Source organism: Salipiger abyssi, from assembly GCF_001975705.1.
GTDB lineage: Bacteria > Pseudomonadota > Alphaproteobacteria > Rhodobacterales > Rhodobacteraceae > Salipiger > Salipiger abyssi.
Window position 1 is genome coordinate 2,780,509 of sequence record NZ_CP015093.1, and the last position, 17,767, is coordinate 2,798,275.

The following is a 17,767-nucleotide window of genomic DNA, read 5'->3' on the forward strand; positions in this document are numbered from 1 at the left end:
ACGTATGGAGCAGTTGATCGCAGATGTAGAGGCCTACGCGGCCTCCGTTGAACGCAAGCCGCAGGCGGTGCTGCGCGACGCCATCGGCGCAGGCTGGAAGGAATGGGAATCGTGGAAGGCTGGAGCCTCCAGTCCGACGATGGCGCGCGTGGACCGGCTCCGCGCCTTCATTTCGAACAATCCCCCTGCAAACAAGGACGCCGCCTGATGGCGGCGCAAGCTCATATCCATCTGGGGCAGGTGGTCCCGCGCAAGGCTGGCGAAGATCGGCCTGCGCGGGCGTCGCTTGGCGCATCGGATCATCCCGAAAAAAGCGGGCGGGGGAATATTCCCGCCGCCCTCAGTGGTTTCGAAAACACCGCGCTCACACGCGGCCTCAAGACACAAGATGAGGCAAGGCGTGTGAAAAATCCTGCACAAAATTCTAATGACGTTTCAGCATCTTATGTGACGAGCCCGCATCGCGCGGCGGCACGGCGCTGGTTTTCGAGGCTGCTTTGGCGGGCCTTTCCCGCCGAGTCGGAGCGCGATCTGGCGCGCCACGCGGCCCCGGTGCTGGGCGTGTCGGAGCGTCAGGTCATCAACTGGCTGCGCCAAGAGCATGACGCGGGTGTCAGCTATGTCACGGCAGTGATGATCCTCGCGGGGCTCGATGTCCTGTTCGAGAGGGGCGCGTGATGTGGCGGCGGGTGATGTTCTGGGCCTGCAAGCGGTTTTGCGACCGGCGCAGCGAGCGGCACGCCGCCCGTTCGCGCCGGTCGCTGGAGCGCGCCCTCATCTGGAGGACGCGGGCGGAAGAATTTTTCCGGAAAGCAAGAGGTGAGAGATGAGCGCTTTGGTCGATCTGCTCGGGCGTCGGCCCGTGATGCGTCCCATTGTCGGGCGTCGGACGGGCGAGCGCCCGGCTTTCGGCAGGGAGGTGCGTGAAGGGGTGGCCATTGCGCATGTGCCCTACGCAACGACCACCAGCAGCGCGGCTCTCACCATGCCAGTGTCGCTGCCCGCGATGCCCTGGGAGGTGAGCGATGCGTGAGGAATGGGGGCCGTGGGTCGAGCATGACGGGGGCGGGTGTCCTGTGCGTATAGGGATGGTGATCTGTGTGGTTCACCGCGACGGAAAAGAGCAATCCGGTCGGGTGACAATGGACATAATGCTTTCCCCGAACTGGTTTTTTGCAGCGCCCGAGCTGATGGGTGAAACAGATGTCATCCGCTACCGCATCCGAAATCCGAAAGGTCTCCAGGAGCTACAAGACCTGATTGCCGATCTGCCGGTCCCCACGCCGCAGCGCCAGCCGGAGCTGGTGTGATGGGGCGCCATTCCTTCCTCTGGTCGCAGATCAAGGCTCTGCCCGGCGTGCATGTGGACGCGCCGCGCCGGGTGGTGGTGCAGGCCTGCCGGGGCCGGCTGGTCTATCTCGCCTCGCCCTATTCGAAGCGCGCGGCGCATGCCGATGGCTGCTATTGCCCCACCGAAGCGACGCGGGCGGCTTTTGACGCGGCGAAATGGGCGGCGGCGCTGGCGCGCGAGGGGATCACCGCGATCTCTCCGATAGCGCAGGCGCAGGCAATGGCCGATGCCGACATGGGGGCGGGGCTCGATCCGCTCGATGATCGTTTCTGGACAGACTGGTGCGCGCCGCTGCTGGGTGCCTGTGAGGCGTTGATCCTGCCGCCGATACACGGCTGGCAGGAATCGCGTGGCTGCCGTCTGGAAATCACCGTGGCGCAAAACTGCGGCAAGCCGGTGTTCCTGATGACCGGGGAGGGCGCGTGATGGATGCGCATTCCGGCCTGGCGCAGCGCTATCAGGCGCAGATGGGTATCGCCGCACAGCCGGGCTGTGCGCTTGAGGCGCATCCCGAAAGCGCGCTCACCGCCGCCGCATGCCGCAGTCTCTGGGCCTCGGTGCTTTTGACCGCGTGGCGAGACAGCTTCGGAGAGGGTCGAGAGCGGCACGGTGAATTTACGTCAACGCGCTTGCGCCGGAATGCCTGCGACTGGTTCGGATCGCGCGATTTCGCCGAGGTCTGTTTCCTCGCCGGGCTCGACGCGCGGGCGGTGCTGGATCGCTGGCGGCGATTGCAGGCGGAGAGAGGTGAGCGGCATGTCTGAGACCTGGGATGAGATGGAGGCGCGCCACGCGCAGGAGCGGCGCGAGATGATCGCGCGGATCGCCGGCGATATTGTCGCGGAAAAGGTCGCGGCGCTGGAAGGCGTGCCGCTGGGCGAGATGGATCTGATCACCGCACAGGTGGCGGGCCGGGCCGGGCTGTCGATCAAGGCGCTGCGCTCGCCCAGCCGGACGCGCGAAATCGCCCATGCGCGGCAACGGGCCTATCTGATCCTGCACGATGCCGGGTACTCGTTTCCGCAAATCGGGCGGTATTTCAATCGCGACCACACCACGGTGATGTTCGGCGTGAAGCGGGAGCGGGAGCGCCGCCGCGCCGATGAGGCGGCGCGCGTGGAGGGGATGGCAGACGGGGTGGCGGCGGAATGAGCGTGACGAAAGCCCCTGTAGTGTTGTCGGTCTGCGCGCCATTCGGGCCGTTCCTGATGCGATTTGCGCAGTTCGATTGCGGAACCCGTTTCTGGTCGCTGCGCGTCGAGGGTGCGGGGCCGGACGCGCCGCCTGTCGTCAACGGGCCGCTGGATGGCGCGCATCTCGACGCGATGATCGCCGATTTCGAGACGGCTTTATGCAATCTGCGGCAATTCCGGGATGTGGTCACAGGGGCGCAGGACGGTGCCGGAGAGGGGGAGGCATGACGCAATGCGACCTCGCGAATGCACCGGCGGTGCATCTCGATATCGAGCCCTTCGCCGTGGCCTGCGCGCCGCAGCTCGACCGTTCGCCGCTGGCGGTGCCCGGGATCTGTTTCAACTCGGCCTGCGCGCGGGCGTTCTCGCCAGCTCGGGCGTGGCAGGTCTACTGCTGCGAGAGCTGCCGCCGGTTTGGTGAGCGGGAAATGCGCAAGGTCGGCCATATGGCAGCCCCGGCGCTGCTGGCCTGGCGTCTGGGTAAATACGAAACGCAAGACGCCGCGCGGCGCGACCTGAGCCGCGCGGCGCGGCGCTGGGTCGGTCATCTGCAAAGCGCCTGGCTGCGGGATCGGCAGAGGAGGGCGGCGGGATGAGCATTCGCGCGATCTCCGGAAAAGGCGTCAACCGCGCCGAATGCGTATGCGACGACTGCGGTAAGTCGGAATCCGTGACCTGCGATTACGAACGCGGCGCGGGCAACAAATGGGCGCCCAACGAGGGGCAGGTCAAGAAGAAGATCACCGCGCAGGGGTGGTTCGAGGTCAAGGGCAAGCTGCGCTGCCCGGCCTGTGAGAAGAAGCGTAAGGTGATACCGATGCAGACCAAACAGGATGCGGCGAAAGACGCCGGCGATCTGAGGCAGCCGACGCGCGAGCAAAAGCGCGAAATCATGCTGCTCCTGGGCGACGTCTATGATTGCGATGGCGGCTGCTATCGCGGTGACGAAACCGACCAGACCGTGGCCGATACGTTGTCGGTCATGCCGGGATGGGTCGCGGAGTTGCGTGAGGAGTTCTTTGGCCCCGAAGGGTCGAATGCCGATATGGCGGCGCTGCATGCGGATCTCTGCGCCTTTCTGGACAGGTCGGAAAAGCAGGTCGCGGATCTGACCGGCGTGGTGGCCGAGGCGCGGGCGCTGCAACAGCGTCTGGAGAAGATCACGAAAGCGGTCGGACCCCGCGTGATGGCACGGGTGGGCAAATGAGCGCGCGCCCGGCCTTCACCCTGACAGAGGCCTCCGATCTGCCGGAATATCCGATCTCGTCGGCGGAGCGGGTGGACAGCCACTATTTCCTGCAATGGAACCTGAAACGCTGGCGCGGGTCGAGCTTTCGCAAGCTGGTCGACGCGGATGTCGGCTGGTACGGCTTCAACCTGTTCTGTGTCGCCCAGGACAGCACGCCACTCGGCACGTTGTCCTGCGACGACCGCGAGCTGGCGGCGGATCTGAACATTCCGCTGGAGCGCTGGCAGAGCCTCATGAAGCGCGAGATCACGCCGCTGCACGGCTGGCGGCGCTATCTCTGCGACAACGGGCAAATCCGGTATGGCCACGTCGTGGTGATCGAGGTCGCACAGGAAGCGCTGGATTCTCGCCGCAGGAACGCCGCCAAGAATGCCGAGGACAGGATGCGCAAGCGCCTGCGGACCATCGCGGGCCATTTGCGCACGATCACCGGTTCCGCGACCTATGCGCAGGACGACGCCCGGCAGAACGCGGTAAGCGACTGGATCGAAGCGGTCTATCCCGGCGGCAGCGCGACCGAACGGCGCGTGCGCGAGGCGGTCGATGATCTCTCTGCACGGGAGGCCGTCCGCGATGTGCGCCGGTGATCCTCCAAAATCTCCGCAAAACCTCCGATGGAAGATTTCGGAACTTCCGGCGGAAGTTTTCAGGAAGATTCCGTCCTTTTTTCGCGAATTAAAAACCGCGCGGCTGAAAGGAAAAGAGAAAGAAAAGACAAGAAATGAAATCCCCTTGCGCGCCGGAAACCGGCGGCGTGCCTGTGGATAAGACCCGAGGGAAGAGGTGCAGAGAAAGGGCAAGGCAATGAGCGATGAGCAGGCCGGCAAGCCGGAGACCAAGCGCGACCGGGTGAGGCGACTCCTGATCCGTCCCCTGACGGATTGGGGGTTTCGCAAACCGGGCAACATGCGGCAGGAGCGCTTCGACAAGTTTCTGACGGATCTCGCCGACGATCTGTCCTACATGCGCGACGACAAGCTGGAAGAGCTGCGCGCGGCGCTGAAGTTTCGCGGCGAGGGCAAGGACCGGCGCGGCTGGCCAGCCATGGCGACGATTGCGCCGCTTGCAGAGGCGGCTCAGAGGCGCCCGCTCGAAGAGCTTCCAGAACTCGTGCGCTGGTTCCGCAGTGCCGCCGGCGCGGAAGCGCTGGCCGAAAACCGTCTGGTTGCGGAGTTTCGCTTTTGGGAATGGTACAAGCGCCCACCTCTGACGGAAGCAGATCGGCGCGCGGTGCGCGACAAGGCGCGCTCGATTGACAGCGACTACCGGTCGAAAGCGGATCGGGAACGGCGCGGCGTCGCAAGCGAAGATGACCGGCAGTGGCTTGCCTGGCACCGGCGCACTGAGGTGCGGGTCATGGCGCTGGTATCTCAGGAACAGGAGGTTGCGCCATGAGCGTATTCTACGTCACGGCATTTGGCACGGTTCACACGGCGCTCACCGCAGATATGCGCTTTGCGGCAGAGGCTGCGCGCATCGCAGATGTGAAGGCACGCGGTGCGGTTCCGCAGGCCTGCGGGCCGGCTATTCCGGAAGCCCCGGCGCGCGGCTGCTTTCGCGTGGTCGAGACCTTTGGGCTCTATCCCAAGGGCGCGGACGACTGGGAGCGCAAGCCCGCCGGCCATGACGGGCGCAAGACGATGGAGCTGCAAGACAATTTCGGCGAGATGCTGGCCCATGCCGCGCGGCGCAGGGCGCCCGCGCCGCTGTCATCCGGGCAGATCGCCATGGGCCGTTTCTATCGCGACCTGCACGAGCGCCACCGCTCGGCGGGCCTGCGCTGTTCGTCGGTCGAAACCATGTCGGGCGGCAGCAGCGGCACGGCGGCGAGCTTTATGGACGCGGTGCTTGCGGATCGCGAGCGTCTCGATGTGCTGCGGCGCCGGATCGGCGACGGGGCCTCGCGACACCTGCGCGTCATCCGCCCGTCGAAGCGCGGCAGCCGGACGACGATCAGCGACCGCGCGCTGGTGGATATGGTCTGTCTCGACGGGCTGCATCTGGACGCGGTGCTGAGACGGCACGGCTGGTCGGTCAAGGGTGAGACGCGGAAGGCGGCGCGCATGGCGTTGGCAGAGGCGCTGGATCGGATGATGGGGCCGATGCGGCGGCGTTCGGTGACGGCGGCGAGCTTCGGAGAGGGGCCGGCATCGATCTGGGATCAGGTCGCGTGAAAAATTCTTCTTGACCTAAAGTCCGTCTGCGCGCATCAAATGTGCATCATCTATAAAAGCGCCCGCCGAACTGGTTGGGCGCTTTTTCGTTGGGATACCCCGAGCGCGCCCGTCGACAGGCGCGAGCATGACAGGCCACCTGCAGCGACGGGGCGGCTGGCCGTTCTCCAGAAAACCAGCGGGTCCTTCCCGGGGCCTGAACGTATACGGGGCGGCTTAGCGCATAGGTTTTGCGACGCTAAACCAAACACAAAGCCTAAACGTCTGGCGGCTAAACGACAGGAGGGCCTGTAAACATCGGGCACGCGGCCATGAACACCACGCAGATCGCAGAGCATCTCAGCCTTTCCAAAGGGCGGATAAGCCAGCTTGTCCGGGATGGGCGGCTGGACGGGTGCTATACCGGCGAGGGGCGGGCGCGACGGTTCGATGTGGCGAAGGTCAAGGCGGCGCTCAACGGAACGCTGGACCCGGGACAATTGCTCGGGAACGGTGCCAAGACGCGTGAGCGTCTGCGTGAACCGGCTGATGATCCTGGCGCCGGGAGCATGGTCGCGCCTGAGCCGTCCAGGAGCGACAGCGCGTTGCCGCCGCGCGATCCGGATCGCTATGAACTGGCGCGGACACAGAAGGCGGAAGAGGAAGCCAAACGCCTGCGCCGCATCAACGCCGAGGCCGAGGGCACGCTGGTCCTGGCGAGCGTGGTGGCGAGCGAGACAGCCCGGCAGATGGCGCAGGAAGTCGCCCAGATTGAAAGCTCGGTGATCCGCACCGGCGCGCGGCGTATTGCCGACGAGCTCGACGTCGACTTCCGTGAGGCGCGGGTGATCCTGACCGAGGTCTGGCGCGCTTATCGTGCCGGGCGGTCTGCGGCGAAAACCGAGGAAGCCGACGCGGCGCAGCTCACCGCAGACGAGCAGGCCGAGGATTTCTGAGCCAGTGGGCTTCCTGATCTCGGCAAGGGAGGTGATCGCCCGGGCGATTGCCCAGGTCATCGATCCACCGCCGCCGCCCGATATCACGCGCTGGTGCGAGCAGAACATCGTCTTCGATGCGCGGTCGCCGATGCCGGGGCCCTTCGACATCGCCCGGTTCGCGTTCCTGCGCGAGATCCACGAGGTGCTGTCGCCGGAACACGCGGCGCGAGAGGTGACGATCCGCGGCTCTGCGCAATGGGGCAAGACGGTATCGATCATTCAGCCGACCCTTGGGGAATGGCATGAATACACGCCGCTCGACTCGCTGATCGTGCATCCGACCGGCAGTGCCGCGAGCGAGTGGGTCAACAACAAGTGGATGCCGATGCGCCGGCAGGCGCCGGGGCTGATCCGGGTGTTCGGCGCGGGGAAGGGCGAAAACCGCGACAACACGTTCAACCAGGAAACGCTCGATCGAAACGGCTCGCTGAAGGTCGCCTCGGCGGGCTCGCCTGCGGACCTGACGGGCACCAGCCGGCGGCTGGTCATCATGGATGACCTGTCGAAATTCGAGCCGTCGGAAAAGGGCGATCCGGAAAAGCTGGCGGAGAGCCGGGCGTCCGGGTTCGAGGATGCAAAGATCGTGCGGGTCAGCACGTCGATGATCAAGGGCACCTGCCGGATCACCGCGTCTTACGAGCGCAGCGACCGGCGGCTCTATCATGTCCCGTGCCCGAGCTGCGGGTTTGAGCAGCCGCTGACCTGGGAGAATTTCCGGGCGAATATCGACCCGGAGAACCTGGCTGCGGCGCATTTCCGTTGCGAGAGCTGCGGCAAGCCGATCCGCCACGGCGACAAGGAAAAGATCGTCCGGCTTGGCCGCTGGGTGAAGCATAATCCCGGCGGCAGCCATCCGGGGTTTCATCTCTGGCGCGCCTACGCACCGCAGCGGGACTGGGCCTCGATCGCGGTCGAATATGCGCAGGTCATGGGCTGGACCCGGCTCGAGGCGAGCGGCGGCGACAAGAAACCGGCAGCGCCGACGGCGGTCAACGCCGCGGTCGAACAGGTGTTCTGGAACGACGTTCTCGGGCTGCCTTACGAGCAGGCCACCGATGCGCCGGACTGGGAGGCGCTGCGCGACCGGACGGAGAACGCCGAACCGGGCGAGGTGCTGGAGCGCGGCGTGCTCCCGGCGACCGGGTTCATCTTTGCCGCCGGCGTCGATTGCCAGGATGACCGCCTTGAGGTGCAGCTTGTCGCCTTCGGCAGGAACCGGCGCCGCTGGGTCATCGACTATCGGGTGATCCCGCATCACATCGGTGACGATGAGGGCCGCGCGGCGCTCAATGCGCTGCTGAAACAGAGCTGGAAAACCGAGCTGGGGCTGCCGGTCTCGATCGACATGCTGGCCATCGACGGCGGCGCTTATACCGATGACGTCTGGAGCTGGGCGAAATCGCACCCGTGGTCACGGGTGATCATCGTGAAGGGCGCCTCGACGCAAAACGGGCCCTTGATGGCGGCGCAACGGTTCGAGCGCCGCAAGGACGGCAAGGCCAAGCGGGCGCAGAAACGCGCGTTCAACCTGAATGTGTCGTCGCTCAAGGCGGGGCTCTATGCGCATCTCGGTAAAGAGGATCCGAGCGAGCGCGGACATACCCGCTTCGCCCGGGCGCTGGGGGATGAGTATTACCGCATGCTCGCGGCGGAGACCCGTGTGGTGAGCCGCAACGCGCAGGGCGTGATGACGTCGAAATGGGTGCTGGTGGAGCCGACCCGGCGCAACGAGGCGCTGGACACGATGAACTATGCCGAGGGTGCCGCGATGCGGCGCGGCTGGCATTCGATGACCGATGACCAATGGGACGCGCTGGCGGCGGAGCGGTCGGCGATTCCGCCGGATCGTCAGGGCGACCTGTTCGACGCCGAGCTGCCGATCGCTGCCGCTGCACAAAGAGAACCGCGCCAGTCGGCGCAGAAACCGGAAACCGACGCCGCCAGGCGTCTCCTGAATGTGTTGAGGCCAGATGCCGATTGATACCGCCACGCTGGAAACCCGCCTCGCCGAAGCGGAGACGGCATTGCATGCGCTGCTGATGGGGGAGAGCGTGACCGTTACCGCCTATGACGGGCACCGTACGGAATATGCGCCGGCGGACGAAACGAGGCTGCGCCGCTACATTCAGAGCCTCCGGCGCCAGCTCGGCAGGCGGCCCGCCGGTGCAATGTCGCGCCCGGTGATCTTCTGATGACGCGATCCCTGACCCGCGTTCCGCTTGTCCCGCGCAAATCCGGGGCGGCGGCGCGCGATGCCGGGTTTGCCGGCACGACGCCCTATGTCGCGGCGGATACCGGGATCGACACGATGTCGGGCTTCCTGCCGTCGAACCGGGCGGTCGATGCCGAGATCCTGCCGAACAGGAACCGTGCCACCGCGCGCGCCCGGGATCTGGTGCGCAACAATGGCTGGGCGGCGGGTGCGGTGTCGAAGGAAGTCGACAGCGTCATTGGCGCGAACTTCCGCCCGCTGCTGAAACCGGACTGGCGGGCGCTCGGGTTGAGCGCGGACTGGGCGCGTGAGTTCAAGGAGGCGGTCGAGGGGCGCTGGCGGAGCTATGCGCAGGATCCCCGGTTCCTGGCGGACACCACGCGGGCGCAGACGGTGCCGCAGATGTTCGGCACCGCGTACCGCACATATCTCATCGAGGGCGAGGCGCTTGCCCTGGTGAACTGGCGTCGCCGGCGCCCGACCAGGACCACGCTGCGGCTGGTCGATCCGGATCTGCTCTGCAATCCGATGACCCAGCCCGATCAGGCGCGCCTGCGCGGGGGGATCGAAATCAGCCGCGACGGCATCGCGAAGGCCTATCATTTCCGGCAGGGGCATCCGGAAACGCTCTGGGCCGATGCGGCGGATCAATGGCGGTGGAAGCGCATCGCCCGCGAGACGCCACACGGGCGCCCGCAGGTACTGCATTTCTTCGACAAGACCCGGGACGGGCAGACACGCGGGATTTCGCGGCTCTCGCCGATTGTCGAGCGGCTGCGCATGGAGGACCACTACAGCCGCGTGGAGCTGCAAGCTGCGGTGATCAACGCGGTGCTGGCCGCGTTCATCAAATCGCCGATGGGGCCGGAGGTGATCGACGAGCTGTTCTCGGACAACGGCGGCGAGGGGTTTATCGCCTACCAGACCGCCCGGCAGCAGTTCTATGGCCAGTCGGGCGGCGTCAAAGTTGGCGGTGCCCGCGTCCAGGCGCTCTATCCGAACGACGAGATCGGCATGGTGCAGACCGCCCGGCCGGCGGCGCAATATGCGGATTTCGAAAGCGCGGTGCTGCGCAACATCGCCTCGGGGCTGGGCATCAGCTACGAGCAGCTCGCCTCGGACTGGTCCAAGACCAACTATTCGAGCGCGCGCGCCGCGATGATCGAGATCTGGCGGGGCTGGAGCGCCCGGCGCACCGCCTTTGCCCAGGGCTTTTGCCAGCCGTTTTTCATGGCCTGGCTGGAGGAGCAGGTGCTGGACGGTCACATTGCGCTGCCCGCGGGCGCGCCGGAATTCCACGCGTTCTGGCCGGCCTATGCGCGGGCAAAATGGATCGGGCCGGGCAAGGGCTTTGTCGATCCGGTCAAGGAAGCTCAGGCGGCAGCGATGCGCGTGGCGCTCGGTCTTTCGACGCTTGAGGAGGAGGCGGCGGAGCTGACCGGCACCGACTACGCCGACAACATGGAACAGATCAAAGGCGAGATCGCGGCCATGCCCGATGGCACGCTGCACCCGATGCAGGAGAGCTTCGCCAAGCTGCTCGGCCCTGCGGTGGGCGGCCGGTCCCAGGTATCAGAGGACTGACGAAAGTGTTTTCGAGAACTTTAGAGTTTTGGGCCGGGGCTTCGCCCCGCCATAGAGCGTTTCTCGCGGATGCGATGCATGTTGGCGTCGCTCCGGAGCTTCACGCGGATCTACGGGAAATATCGCAAAGCCTGCCGGACGAAGTTGTCTTTCAGTTTTCGATGCCTTCCTCGCGCGTTGTGGTCGAATTCAGCGATGTCGCGGTGTTAGTCGAGGACCAAGGTAAATGTGCGTTGATAAGGCTGGCCGTAGATGGCGGCGAGCTTTGCGTAAAGGTTTTCAAGGGATCTGAGAGCGTCCAGATGAGCACTCAGGTCGAGAGGAAATACGGCCGATTGAGCCGTTTTTCGAGGGCGTTGCTCGCCCGTGTTCTTATCATCGACCTACTGTTCTCTGTGATGGCAGAACCCCGCTTGGTGAAGGCGGAAGCCACGCCTCGCCAGCAGCGGAGATCAGCGGAGCGTATGCTCGGCGCCACAATGACCGGTGCTTGGCATAAGGTCTCGTGGACGGTCGGGGAGAATATTGCGCCGAAAGTTGCGACGTCAGATGACTTTCACCGGATGCCGCTGCACTTCTGTCGCGCCCACTGGTTGTTTGTGGGGCGCGCGACAGAAAATAGCGTACTGCGCCACGGTGCACGCGGTCACGACTACTATTCTTGGCGCTCGCATTCTTGGAAAGGACATCCCGACTTCGGGATCCGGCTGAGTCATTACGAGCCAAAGCTCAGCGCGGGTGATGTTTCAGAGGCCATGATCGATGCGGCAAGGCGGAACGCGACTGTCGCTGCATCAGCCGCAGCGGTCGCCGCTTGGCAGCACCAACCCTGAGGACTGACAATATGGACTATCCGCAGATTGCGCAGCGTGTGTTTCACACGCCGCTTCTTGCTGCGCCGGCGAAAGCCGCCGCCTTCGTTGCCGGCTTTGGCCCCCGCCTCCTGGGCGGGCCTGTCACGATCGAGGGCGCCGAGGCCACGAAGGAGGCGCGCTCGCGCCCGGTCGCCTCAGTGCTCGACGAGCGTCTTGAGGACGAGATCCGCGCCGGCCGGCGGTCGCCCTTTCGCAGCATCGACGGCGTTGCGGTGATCCCGGTCACCGGTTCGCTGATCCATCGCGGGAGCTATATCGGCGAGTCCTTCTCCGGGCACCAGACCTATGAGGGGATCTCGGCGCAGCTCACCGCGGCGGCTGAGAGCCCGATGGTGCGCGGGGTCGCGCTCGAGCTCGACAGCTTCGGCGGCGAGGTCGCGGGCTGTTTCGAACTGGCCGACGAGATCCGCGCGCTGAGCGCGCAAAAGCCGGTCTGGGCCTTCATCTCGGCGCATGCCTTCTCGGGCGCCTACGCGATCGCGTCGCAGGCCGATCGCATCATCATCCCGCGCTCGGGAGGCGCCGGCTCGATCGGCGTCATCTGCATGCATGCCGACCAAAGCGAGCGGCTCGAGGCGAGCGGGGTGCGCGTCACCGTGATCTCGGCCGGCGCGCACAAGGGCGACGGCAACCCCTACGAGCCGCTGCCCGAGGCGGTGCGCGAGGATCTGCAGCGCGAATGCGAGGATCTCCGCCAGCTATTCGCCGAGACCGTCGCCGAGGGGCGCGGCGCTCGCCTGACCGTCGAGGCGGCGCTCGCCACCGAGGCCCGCACCTTCATCGGGGGCCAGGCGGTCGAAGCCGGCCTCGCCGATGAGGTCGACAACCCGCGCGCCGCTTTCGAGCGCTTTGTCGCGCAGATCAACGGGCGACCGGCACCGGCGCCCAGAACCGCCAGCAAACAAGGAGCTGAAACGATGAGCGAACCGACCAGCACTTCCACGCCCCCGGCGTCCCCGACCGCAAGCGCACCCGCGCAGCCGGCCCCCTCCGCCACCGCGCCGGAGCAATCGGCGCCGACACCGGCACCGGACGCGCCCCAGGCACCGGCCCCGCCGCGCCCGCCGGCCCCAGCGCCGCCGACGAGCGCGCCCGGATCTCGGCGATCCTGAATCATCCCGAGGCGAAGGGCCGCGAGGATCTCGCCAAGAGCTTTGCCTTTGACAGCGACATGAGCGCCGAGGCCGCGGGCAAACACCTCGCCGCCGCCCCGAAACAGGGCGCCGGGCAGACCCTCAGCTCGGTGATGGAGAGCGAAACGACCGATCTCGACGCGCCGCCCTCGGCCAGCGGCGAGACGCTGCGCATGGCGGATGTCGCGAAGTCCCGCACCGCGAAATGAGCGCCGGCCCGCGGGCCGGCATCCCTGACAGACCACGATCCAAGGAGAGACGAACATGGCAATCCTGAGCGAGGGCGCGACGCCCGGCGACTTCCTCCTGTTCGAGGAGCAGGACGCATACAGCCGCGAGGAGGTGATCATCGCCGCCGGCGCGGATCTCATTCCCGGCGCGGTGCTGGGCATGATCACGGCCTCGAAGAAATACGTCGCCAGCGACGAGGCCGCAGCCGATGGCTCGGAAGACGTCGCGGCGGTGCTGCTGACCCCGGCGCTTGCCGCCGAGGCGGATGTGCCCGCGATCGTGCTGAAACGGCACGCCCGGGTGCGGCGCGGCGGCCTGATCTTCGATGCGTCCTACGACACCGAGACCAAGCGCGACGCCGCCTGCGCCGAGCTGAAAGCGCTCGGCATTCTGGTGACCTGACCCGGCGCGCCGGGCCAGCCCGGCGGCCACTCAATCCGCGCCTGTTCCGGCGCATCCCAACATGAAAAAGGAGCCTTGTTCATGGCCCATATGAACATTTTCCAGAATGACGCCTTCCGGGCCATGGAGCTCGGCGAGTCGATCCGCATCATCCCGAACCAGTGGGGCATGATCGGCGAGATGGGGATCTTCACCCCGAAACCGATCCGCGGCACGAAGTTCGATATCGAGAAGAAGAACGGCGTTCTCCAGCTCGTCCAGTCCTCGACGCGCGGCACGCCGCTGCCCAGCCAGGGGCGGAGCAAACGGGATCTGATCGACTTCCGCACCTCGCGTTTTGGCCTGAAATCCCGCATCACCGCCGACGATATCGACGGCATCCGCGCCTTCGGCAGCGAGAGCGAGCTGAAACAGGTCATGGGGGAGGTGTTCGACCGGCAGGAGGAGTTGCGCGGTTCGATCGACATCACCCGCGAATATCTGCGCGCCGGGGCGTTGCAGGGGCAGGTGCTCGATGCGGACGGCTCGATGATCGCCGATCTGCACGATGCTTTCGGGATCACCAGGAAGTCGGTCGATTTCGTGCTGGGGACCGCGACCACCGATCTCAGCGCTAAGTCGCGTCAGGTCACCCGTCACATTCGCACCAATCTGCTCGGTGACGTGATGACCGGGGTCATGGGGCTGATGCATCCGGACTTCACCGACAAGCTGATGGCGCATGACGATTTCAAGGAGCGCTACAAGCATTATCAGAACCAGAACGGCGGCGACCCGCTGCGTGACGACACCTCGCAGGGCTTCGATTTCCAGGGGATCCGCTGGAAGGAATACCAGGGCGAGGGGCCGGTGCCGCAGGAAGACGGCACCACTGTCACCCGCAGCTTCGTGCCGGCAGGCGAGGTGATGTTCTTCCCGCTCGGCACCCGCCAGACGTTCCGGCAATTCAACGGTTCCGCCGACTATCTCGGCATGACGAACCTGCCCGGCGCGGAATTCTATTCGACGCTCTTCCCGGATCGTCAGGAAGACCGTTTCGCCGATGTCGAGGCGATGATGCAGACGCTGCCCATGTGCATGCGTCCCGGCGTTCTGGTGCGCGGCCACACCTCCAACTGAGCCCTATGACTTGACCGGCCCGGCGCGCGATGCGCCGGGCCTCTGACCGAAAGGATCACTCCGATGGCGAAACGCAAGACCAGCGAAGAGCAAGCCGCAGACGAGGATGTGCGCGTGATCATGACCGCCGCGCATACCTATCAGACCGGCCCTTCGACCCGTCGTACCCTGCCGGCAGGCTGGAAGGGGAACGTGCCCGCATCCCTCGCGGCGGAGATCGAAAAGGCCGGCGCAGGCGCCAAGGCCAAACCCGCGCAGGACGCTGCAACCGGTGCCGGGGCCAAAGCCGGGGCGAATTCGGATGCCGGGAAAACGCCCGTCGCCGGCGGGGAGGGCAAGCCGCAGGACGGGCAAGCCGGCTCCGCCCCCGCCGCCAAGGGTGACGGCAAGGCGGTAGGCTGACCGTTATGAACCCGTTCCTCAAATCCGTCGAGGTGACATTCCTGCGCCACGGGATCGCGGCGATCCTCGATCCCGACGGTGCCGCGGTGCCGGTGCGGCTGTTGCCCATGCAGGCCGACGAAATCGCCGATTTCGGGACGATGCGGATCCAGGATGCCGGCGGCATGTTCGAGATCCTCGACAGCGCTTTTGCCGGTCACGGCAAGGGCGCCGTGCTGGACATCGCGGGTGAGCGGCGCAAGGTGCAGCACAGCCGCGTGCGCGATCCGCGCCGCTTCAAGGTCCAGCTCAACACGGTGCCGGTATGAAAGCCCGTCTGGACGCGGCTCTTGAGGGCAATCTCGAGGCCTTCATGGCCGAAGAGCTGGACATTGCCGAGCGTGCGGTGACAAGCGCCGTGCATGGCCGGGCAACCAGGCTCAAGAGCGCTCTGCGCGCCGATGTGATTTCTGGCGGTCTCGGTCGCCGTCTGGCGCGCAGCTGGCAACAGAAGAACTACCCGAGGCACGGCACGTCGCTGGGCGCGGCGGCCTATGTCTACACCAAGGCGGAGACGCTGATCGAGGCGTTCGATGCGGGCGCCACGATCAAATCGTCCGAGGGCTTCTTTCTCGCGATCCCGACGCCATCGGCACCCAAGCGCGGCATGGGACGCAAGCGGATCACGCCGTCGAATTTTCCGGAGCATCGGTTCGGGCCGCTGCGCTTCGTCTATCGGCCGCAGGGGGCATCGCTTCTTGTGGTCGACAACCAGCGCCAGACCAAAGCGGGAAACTACACGCGTTCGCGGAGCAAGAAAGCTCTGCGCACAGGCGAGGGGCTTCACACCGTGCCCATGTTCTGGCTGATCCCGCAGGCCCGTTTGCGCCGGCGTCTCAATGTCGACGCGGTGACCCGCTCGGTCTCGTCTGGCCTGGCTGGCGATATAGACGCGGCCTCTCAGGCGACACGGCGGAGGAGGCTCCGCTGATGCCGAGCAAGCATGAGGCGGCGATCCTTGCGCTGCAATCCGCGCTTTCCGGGCATGCGTCCGATATCCTGCGCGAGCAGGATCTGCCGGTCGAATGCCCTGAGAACGGGGTGATCAATATCGTGCCGGGCGATCCCGAGGATGTCGGCGCGCATCTCGGAACCGGGCGGATCGAATGGCAGCGCCCGGTTGAACTCGAAGCGGTCGTGCAGGGCACGGAGGCCGCAGCGCGAAATGCCGAAATGGATGCGGCTCTGGGCGATGTCGCGGCGCGTCTCGTCGCCGACCGGACGCTGGCCGGTGCTGTCGATTATCTGCTGCTGAGCGCGCCCGAGGAAAGCGACACCGTGCCCATGCAGGGGGCGGAAAGCCTCAAGGGCGCGGTGCTGACCGTGACCCTTTTCTACGAAACCACCGAAAACCCGATGGAGTGACTGACCCATGCCCAATGCACGCGGAGATCAGGCGAAGCTGTTGTCTCGCCGGCAATCGGCCTTTGGCGCGGCGGAGAGTGCCGCCGACGGCGCCTATTATGCGCTGCCCTTCTACGACTACAACGTGACGCCGTCCGGCGAGCTCGCCAATGACGAGGCGATCTATGGTGACGCCTTCCCGGGCGATGTGGTGCAGGGCCTGCGCAACCTGGCTGGCACGATGGAGGTGCCGATGGGGATGGACAGCATCGGCTGGCATCTTGCGCAGCTGCTGGGCCTGCCCAGCACGTCCGGAACCGGCCCCTATGTCCACAGCTTCACCGCGGCGGCGCAGCCCGCGATCCTGCTCGCGACGCATGGCATCACGCATAACGGCGTCGCGCAGCATTTCACCCAGGACAGCCTCGCGACCACCGGCATGGAGATCCAGGCGCAGAAGAACGGCACGCGGCAGCGCGTGAGCTTCAACCTGACCGGGCGCGAAGAGGTCAGGGCGGGCGCGACGCTCGACAGCACGCCGGTCGAGTATGCGGTCGATCCGGTTCCGGTCGGCTTTCAGGCGGCGCTGAGCCTCGACGGCAGCGAGGTTGGCGGCGTCACACAGGTCGGGCTTACGCTCAACAGCGGGCGCGAGGCCGATCAGGAGGCGATGAATAGCGCGGCCACTGCGGCCGAGATCTCGCCCGGGGTCTGGGATCTCAACGGCACGCTCAACGCGCGGTTCCGCGATGCGCAGTTCTACGACCTCGCGTCGAACGGCACCGCCTTCGCGCTGAGTCTGAGGTGGCAGCTCAGCGCCAACTACAGCCTCGCGATTTCGGTGCCGTCGCTCATGCTCGAGCGCAACGGCGTGCCGGTTTCGGGGCGTGGTATCATCTCGCAGAGCTTCAACTGGCGGGTCAATCGCCCGGCGCCGGGCGCTGAGCTGATGGAAATCACGCTCACCAATGCCACCGCGACCTATGCGAACGCCAGCTGATGGTTCTGCGTCTCAAGCGGCGCCTGACCGATGACCGCACCGTCGAGGTCGGCTATGGCGTCACCGTTTCGCATAGGGCGTTTTCCTATGCGGAGTTTCGCGAGGTCGAGGCGACCGCCATGCGTATCGCGCGGGAAACTCTGCCCGCGGCGCGCGCCTTCGAGGCCGCGACGTTCGATGACGAAGATCTGCCGCCGGAGCATGAGGAGGCGCTGCGCGGCCAGTCCGCGCGGCACGCCGTGAAACTTCTGCTCCTGCGCTTCGGCACCGGCTGGGACGGGATCGAGACGGAAGACGGCGCGCCTGCGCCGCTGACGGCGGAAAGCCTCGATCTTTTCCTCGACCTGTTTCCGGGGGTTGCCGCGACGCTGCACGCTATGCTGCTGTCCCCCTGGGCGGAGCTGGAACAGGAGGGAAACGGCTCCGCGCCCTCGCCGCATACCGCTACAGCGGTGGCCTGACCCATTGCAGGGATTGCCGGG

At 66.1% G+C, this 17,767-nt stretch carries 28 protein-coding genes; all 28 read left to right on the forward strand.

All coding sequences use genetic code 11. The annotated features are described in order from the left end of the window. Positions 1–4: 4 nt before the first annotated feature. The 28 genes from Ga0080574_RS17075 (at position 5) to Ga0080574_RS17200 (ending at position 17,746) form a co-directional block, all read left to right on the forward strand. Positions 5–208, forward strand: a complete 204-nt coding sequence (locus Ga0080574_RS17075; RefSeq protein WP_076702553.1) for a hypothetical protein — start codon at positions 5–7, stop codon at positions 206–208. Then, a complete protein-coding gene (locus tag Ga0080574_RS26535; protein WP_237219275.1) occupies positions 208–678 on the forward strand; it encodes a hypothetical protein in 471 nt (156 codons plus the stop codon). Before Ga0080574_RS17075 ends, Ga0080574_RS26535 begins: the two co-directional genes overlap by 1 nt. Positions 679–826: 148 nt before the next feature. Beyond that, complete coding sequence (locus Ga0080574_RS17085; protein ID WP_076702556.1) at positions 827–1,033, forward strand: hypothetical protein; 207 nt, start codon at positions 827–829, stop codon at positions 1,031–1,033. Continuing rightward, the gene (locus Ga0080574_RS25995) at positions 1,026–1,310 is read left to right on the forward strand and encodes a hypothetical protein (RefSeq protein WP_156876393.1); all 285 of its coding nucleotides are present in this window, start codon (positions 1,026–1,028) and stop codon (positions 1,308–1,310) included. The genes Ga0080574_RS17085 and Ga0080574_RS25995 overlap by 8 nt, the downstream gene beginning before the upstream one ends. Further along, complete coding sequence (locus tag Ga0080574_RS17090) at positions 1,310–1,777, forward strand: DUF1937 family protein (protein ID WP_083716877.1); 468 nt, start codon at positions 1,310–1,312, stop codon at positions 1,775–1,777. The genes Ga0080574_RS25995 and Ga0080574_RS17090 overlap by 1 nt, the downstream gene beginning before the upstream one ends. Then, complete coding sequence (locus Ga0080574_RS26255; RefSeq protein ID WP_076702560.1) at positions 1,777–2,115, forward strand: hypothetical protein; 339 nt, start codon at positions 1,777–1,779, stop codon at positions 2,113–2,115. The genes Ga0080574_RS17090 and Ga0080574_RS26255 overlap by 1 nt, the downstream gene beginning before the upstream one ends. Beyond that, positions 2,108–2,503, forward strand: a complete 396-nt coding sequence (locus Ga0080574_RS17100; protein WP_076702563.1) for a helix-turn-helix domain-containing protein — start codon at positions 2,108–2,110, stop codon at positions 2,501–2,503. Before Ga0080574_RS26255 ends, Ga0080574_RS17100 begins: the two co-directional genes overlap by 8 nt. Continuing rightward, positions 2,500–2,772, forward strand: coding sequence for a hypothetical protein (locus tag Ga0080574_RS17105; protein ID WP_156876394.1), 273 nt, complete (start codon positions 2,500–2,502; stop codon positions 2,770–2,772). Before Ga0080574_RS17100 ends, Ga0080574_RS17105 begins: the two co-directional genes overlap by 4 nt. Continuing rightward, on the forward strand, positions 2,769–3,140 hold the full coding sequence (locus Ga0080574_RS17110) for a hypothetical protein (RefSeq protein ID WP_076702570.1): 372 nt from the start codon (positions 2,769–2,771) through the stop codon (positions 3,138–3,140). The genes Ga0080574_RS17105 and Ga0080574_RS17110 overlap by 4 nt, the downstream gene beginning before the upstream one ends. Beyond that, a complete protein-coding gene (locus tag Ga0080574_RS17115; RefSeq protein WP_076702573.1) occupies positions 3,137–3,751 on the forward strand; it encodes a hypothetical protein in 615 nt (204 codons plus the stop codon). Before Ga0080574_RS17110 ends, Ga0080574_RS17115 begins: the two co-directional genes overlap by 4 nt. After that, positions 3,748–4,380: a hypothetical protein gene (locus Ga0080574_RS17120; protein ID WP_076702576.1), complete on the forward strand. Its 633-nt coding sequence runs from the start codon at positions 3,748–3,750 to the stop codon at positions 4,378–4,380. The genes Ga0080574_RS17115 and Ga0080574_RS17120 overlap by 4 nt, the downstream gene beginning before the upstream one ends. A 217-nt stretch (positions 4,381–4,597) precedes the next feature. Beyond that, a complete protein-coding gene (locus tag Ga0080574_RS17125; RefSeq protein ID WP_076702579.1) occupies positions 4,598–5,188 on the forward strand; it encodes a hypothetical protein in 591 nt (196 codons plus the stop codon). Beyond that, positions 5,185–5,967 (forward strand): hypothetical protein, encoded by a 783-nt coding sequence (locus tag Ga0080574_RS17130; RefSeq protein WP_076702583.1) that lies wholly within the window; start codon positions 5,185–5,187, stop codon positions 5,965–5,967. Before Ga0080574_RS17125 ends, Ga0080574_RS17130 begins: the two co-directional genes overlap by 4 nt. A gap of 311 nt (positions 5,968–6,278) precedes the next feature. Further along, positions 6,279–6,902, forward strand: coding sequence for a hypothetical protein (locus Ga0080574_RS17135; RefSeq protein ID WP_076702587.1), 624 nt, complete (start codon positions 6,279–6,281; stop codon positions 6,900–6,902). A 4-nt stretch (positions 6,903–6,906) separates the two neighbouring features. After that, positions 6,907–8,925, forward strand: coding sequence for a phage terminase large subunit family protein (locus Ga0080574_RS17140; protein WP_076702592.1), 2,019 nt, complete (start codon positions 6,907–6,909; stop codon positions 8,923–8,925). Then, positions 8,915–9,136, forward strand: coding sequence for a gpW family head-tail joining protein (gene gpW, locus Ga0080574_RS17145; RefSeq protein WP_076702596.1), 222 nt, complete (start codon positions 8,915–8,917; stop codon positions 9,134–9,136). Before Ga0080574_RS17140 ends, gpW begins: the two co-directional genes overlap by 11 nt. Continuing rightward, positions 9,136–10,740, forward strand: a complete 1,605-nt coding sequence (locus Ga0080574_RS17150; protein ID WP_076702600.1) for a phage portal protein — start codon at positions 9,136–9,138, stop codon at positions 10,738–10,740. Before gpW ends, Ga0080574_RS17150 begins: the two co-directional genes overlap by 1 nt. A 5-nt stretch (positions 10,741–10,745) precedes the next feature. Then, positions 10,746–11,573: a hypothetical protein gene (locus Ga0080574_RS17155; RefSeq protein ID WP_156876395.1), complete on the forward strand. Its 828-nt coding sequence runs from the start codon at positions 10,746–10,748 to the stop codon at positions 11,571–11,573. 11 nt (positions 11,574–11,584) lie between these two features. Then, positions 11,585–12,727, forward strand: a complete 1,143-nt coding sequence (locus Ga0080574_RS17160; RefSeq protein WP_076702604.1) for a S49 family peptidase — start codon at positions 11,585–11,587, stop codon at positions 12,725–12,727. A 59-nt stretch (positions 12,728–12,786) separates the two neighbouring features. Beyond that, positions 12,787–12,957, forward strand: a complete 171-nt coding sequence (locus Ga0080574_RS26540; RefSeq protein WP_237219276.1) for a hypothetical protein — start codon at positions 12,787–12,789, stop codon at positions 12,955–12,957. Positions 12,958–13,012: 55 nt separating this feature from the next. Next, on the forward strand, positions 13,013–13,381 hold the full coding sequence (locus tag Ga0080574_RS17165) for a head decoration protein (RefSeq protein ID WP_076702606.1): 369 nt from the start codon (positions 13,013–13,015) through the stop codon (positions 13,379–13,381). Positions 13,382–13,462: 81 nt separating this feature from the next. Beyond that, entirely contained in the window at positions 13,463–14,500 is a 1,038-nt protein-coding gene (locus Ga0080574_RS17170; RefSeq protein WP_076702609.1) for a major capsid protein, read from the forward strand. Positions 14,501–14,563: 63 nt separating this feature from the next. Beyond that, positions 14,564–14,902, forward strand: a complete 339-nt coding sequence (locus Ga0080574_RS17175) for a hypothetical protein (RefSeq protein ID WP_076702611.1) — start codon at positions 14,564–14,566, stop codon at positions 14,900–14,902. Positions 14,903–14,907: 5 nt separating this feature from the next. Next, on the forward strand, positions 14,908–15,210 hold the full coding sequence (locus tag Ga0080574_RS17180; RefSeq protein ID WP_076702613.1) for a head-tail joining protein: 303 nt from the start codon (positions 14,908–14,910) through the stop codon (positions 15,208–15,210). Beyond that, positions 15,207–15,872, forward strand: a complete 666-nt coding sequence (locus Ga0080574_RS17185; protein WP_076702615.1) for a DUF6441 family protein — start codon at positions 15,207–15,209, stop codon at positions 15,870–15,872. The genes Ga0080574_RS17180 and Ga0080574_RS17185 overlap by 4 nt, the downstream gene beginning before the upstream one ends. Continuing rightward, complete coding sequence (locus Ga0080574_RS17190) at positions 15,872–16,306, forward strand: hypothetical protein (protein WP_076702617.1); 435 nt, start codon at positions 15,872–15,874, stop codon at positions 16,304–16,306. Before Ga0080574_RS17185 ends, Ga0080574_RS17190 begins: the two co-directional genes overlap by 1 nt. Before the next feature lie 7 nt (positions 16,307–16,313). Continuing rightward, on the forward strand, positions 16,314–17,285 hold the full coding sequence (locus Ga0080574_RS17195) for a phage tail tube protein (RefSeq protein WP_076702619.1): 972 nt from the start codon (positions 16,314–16,316) through the stop codon (positions 17,283–17,285). Beyond that, on the forward strand, positions 17,285–17,746 hold the full coding sequence (locus tag Ga0080574_RS17200; RefSeq protein WP_076702621.1) for a hypothetical protein: 462 nt from the start codon (positions 17,285–17,287) through the stop codon (positions 17,744–17,746). Before Ga0080574_RS17195 ends, Ga0080574_RS17200 begins: the two co-directional genes overlap by 1 nt. Positions 17,747–17,767: the final 21 nt, after the last annotated feature.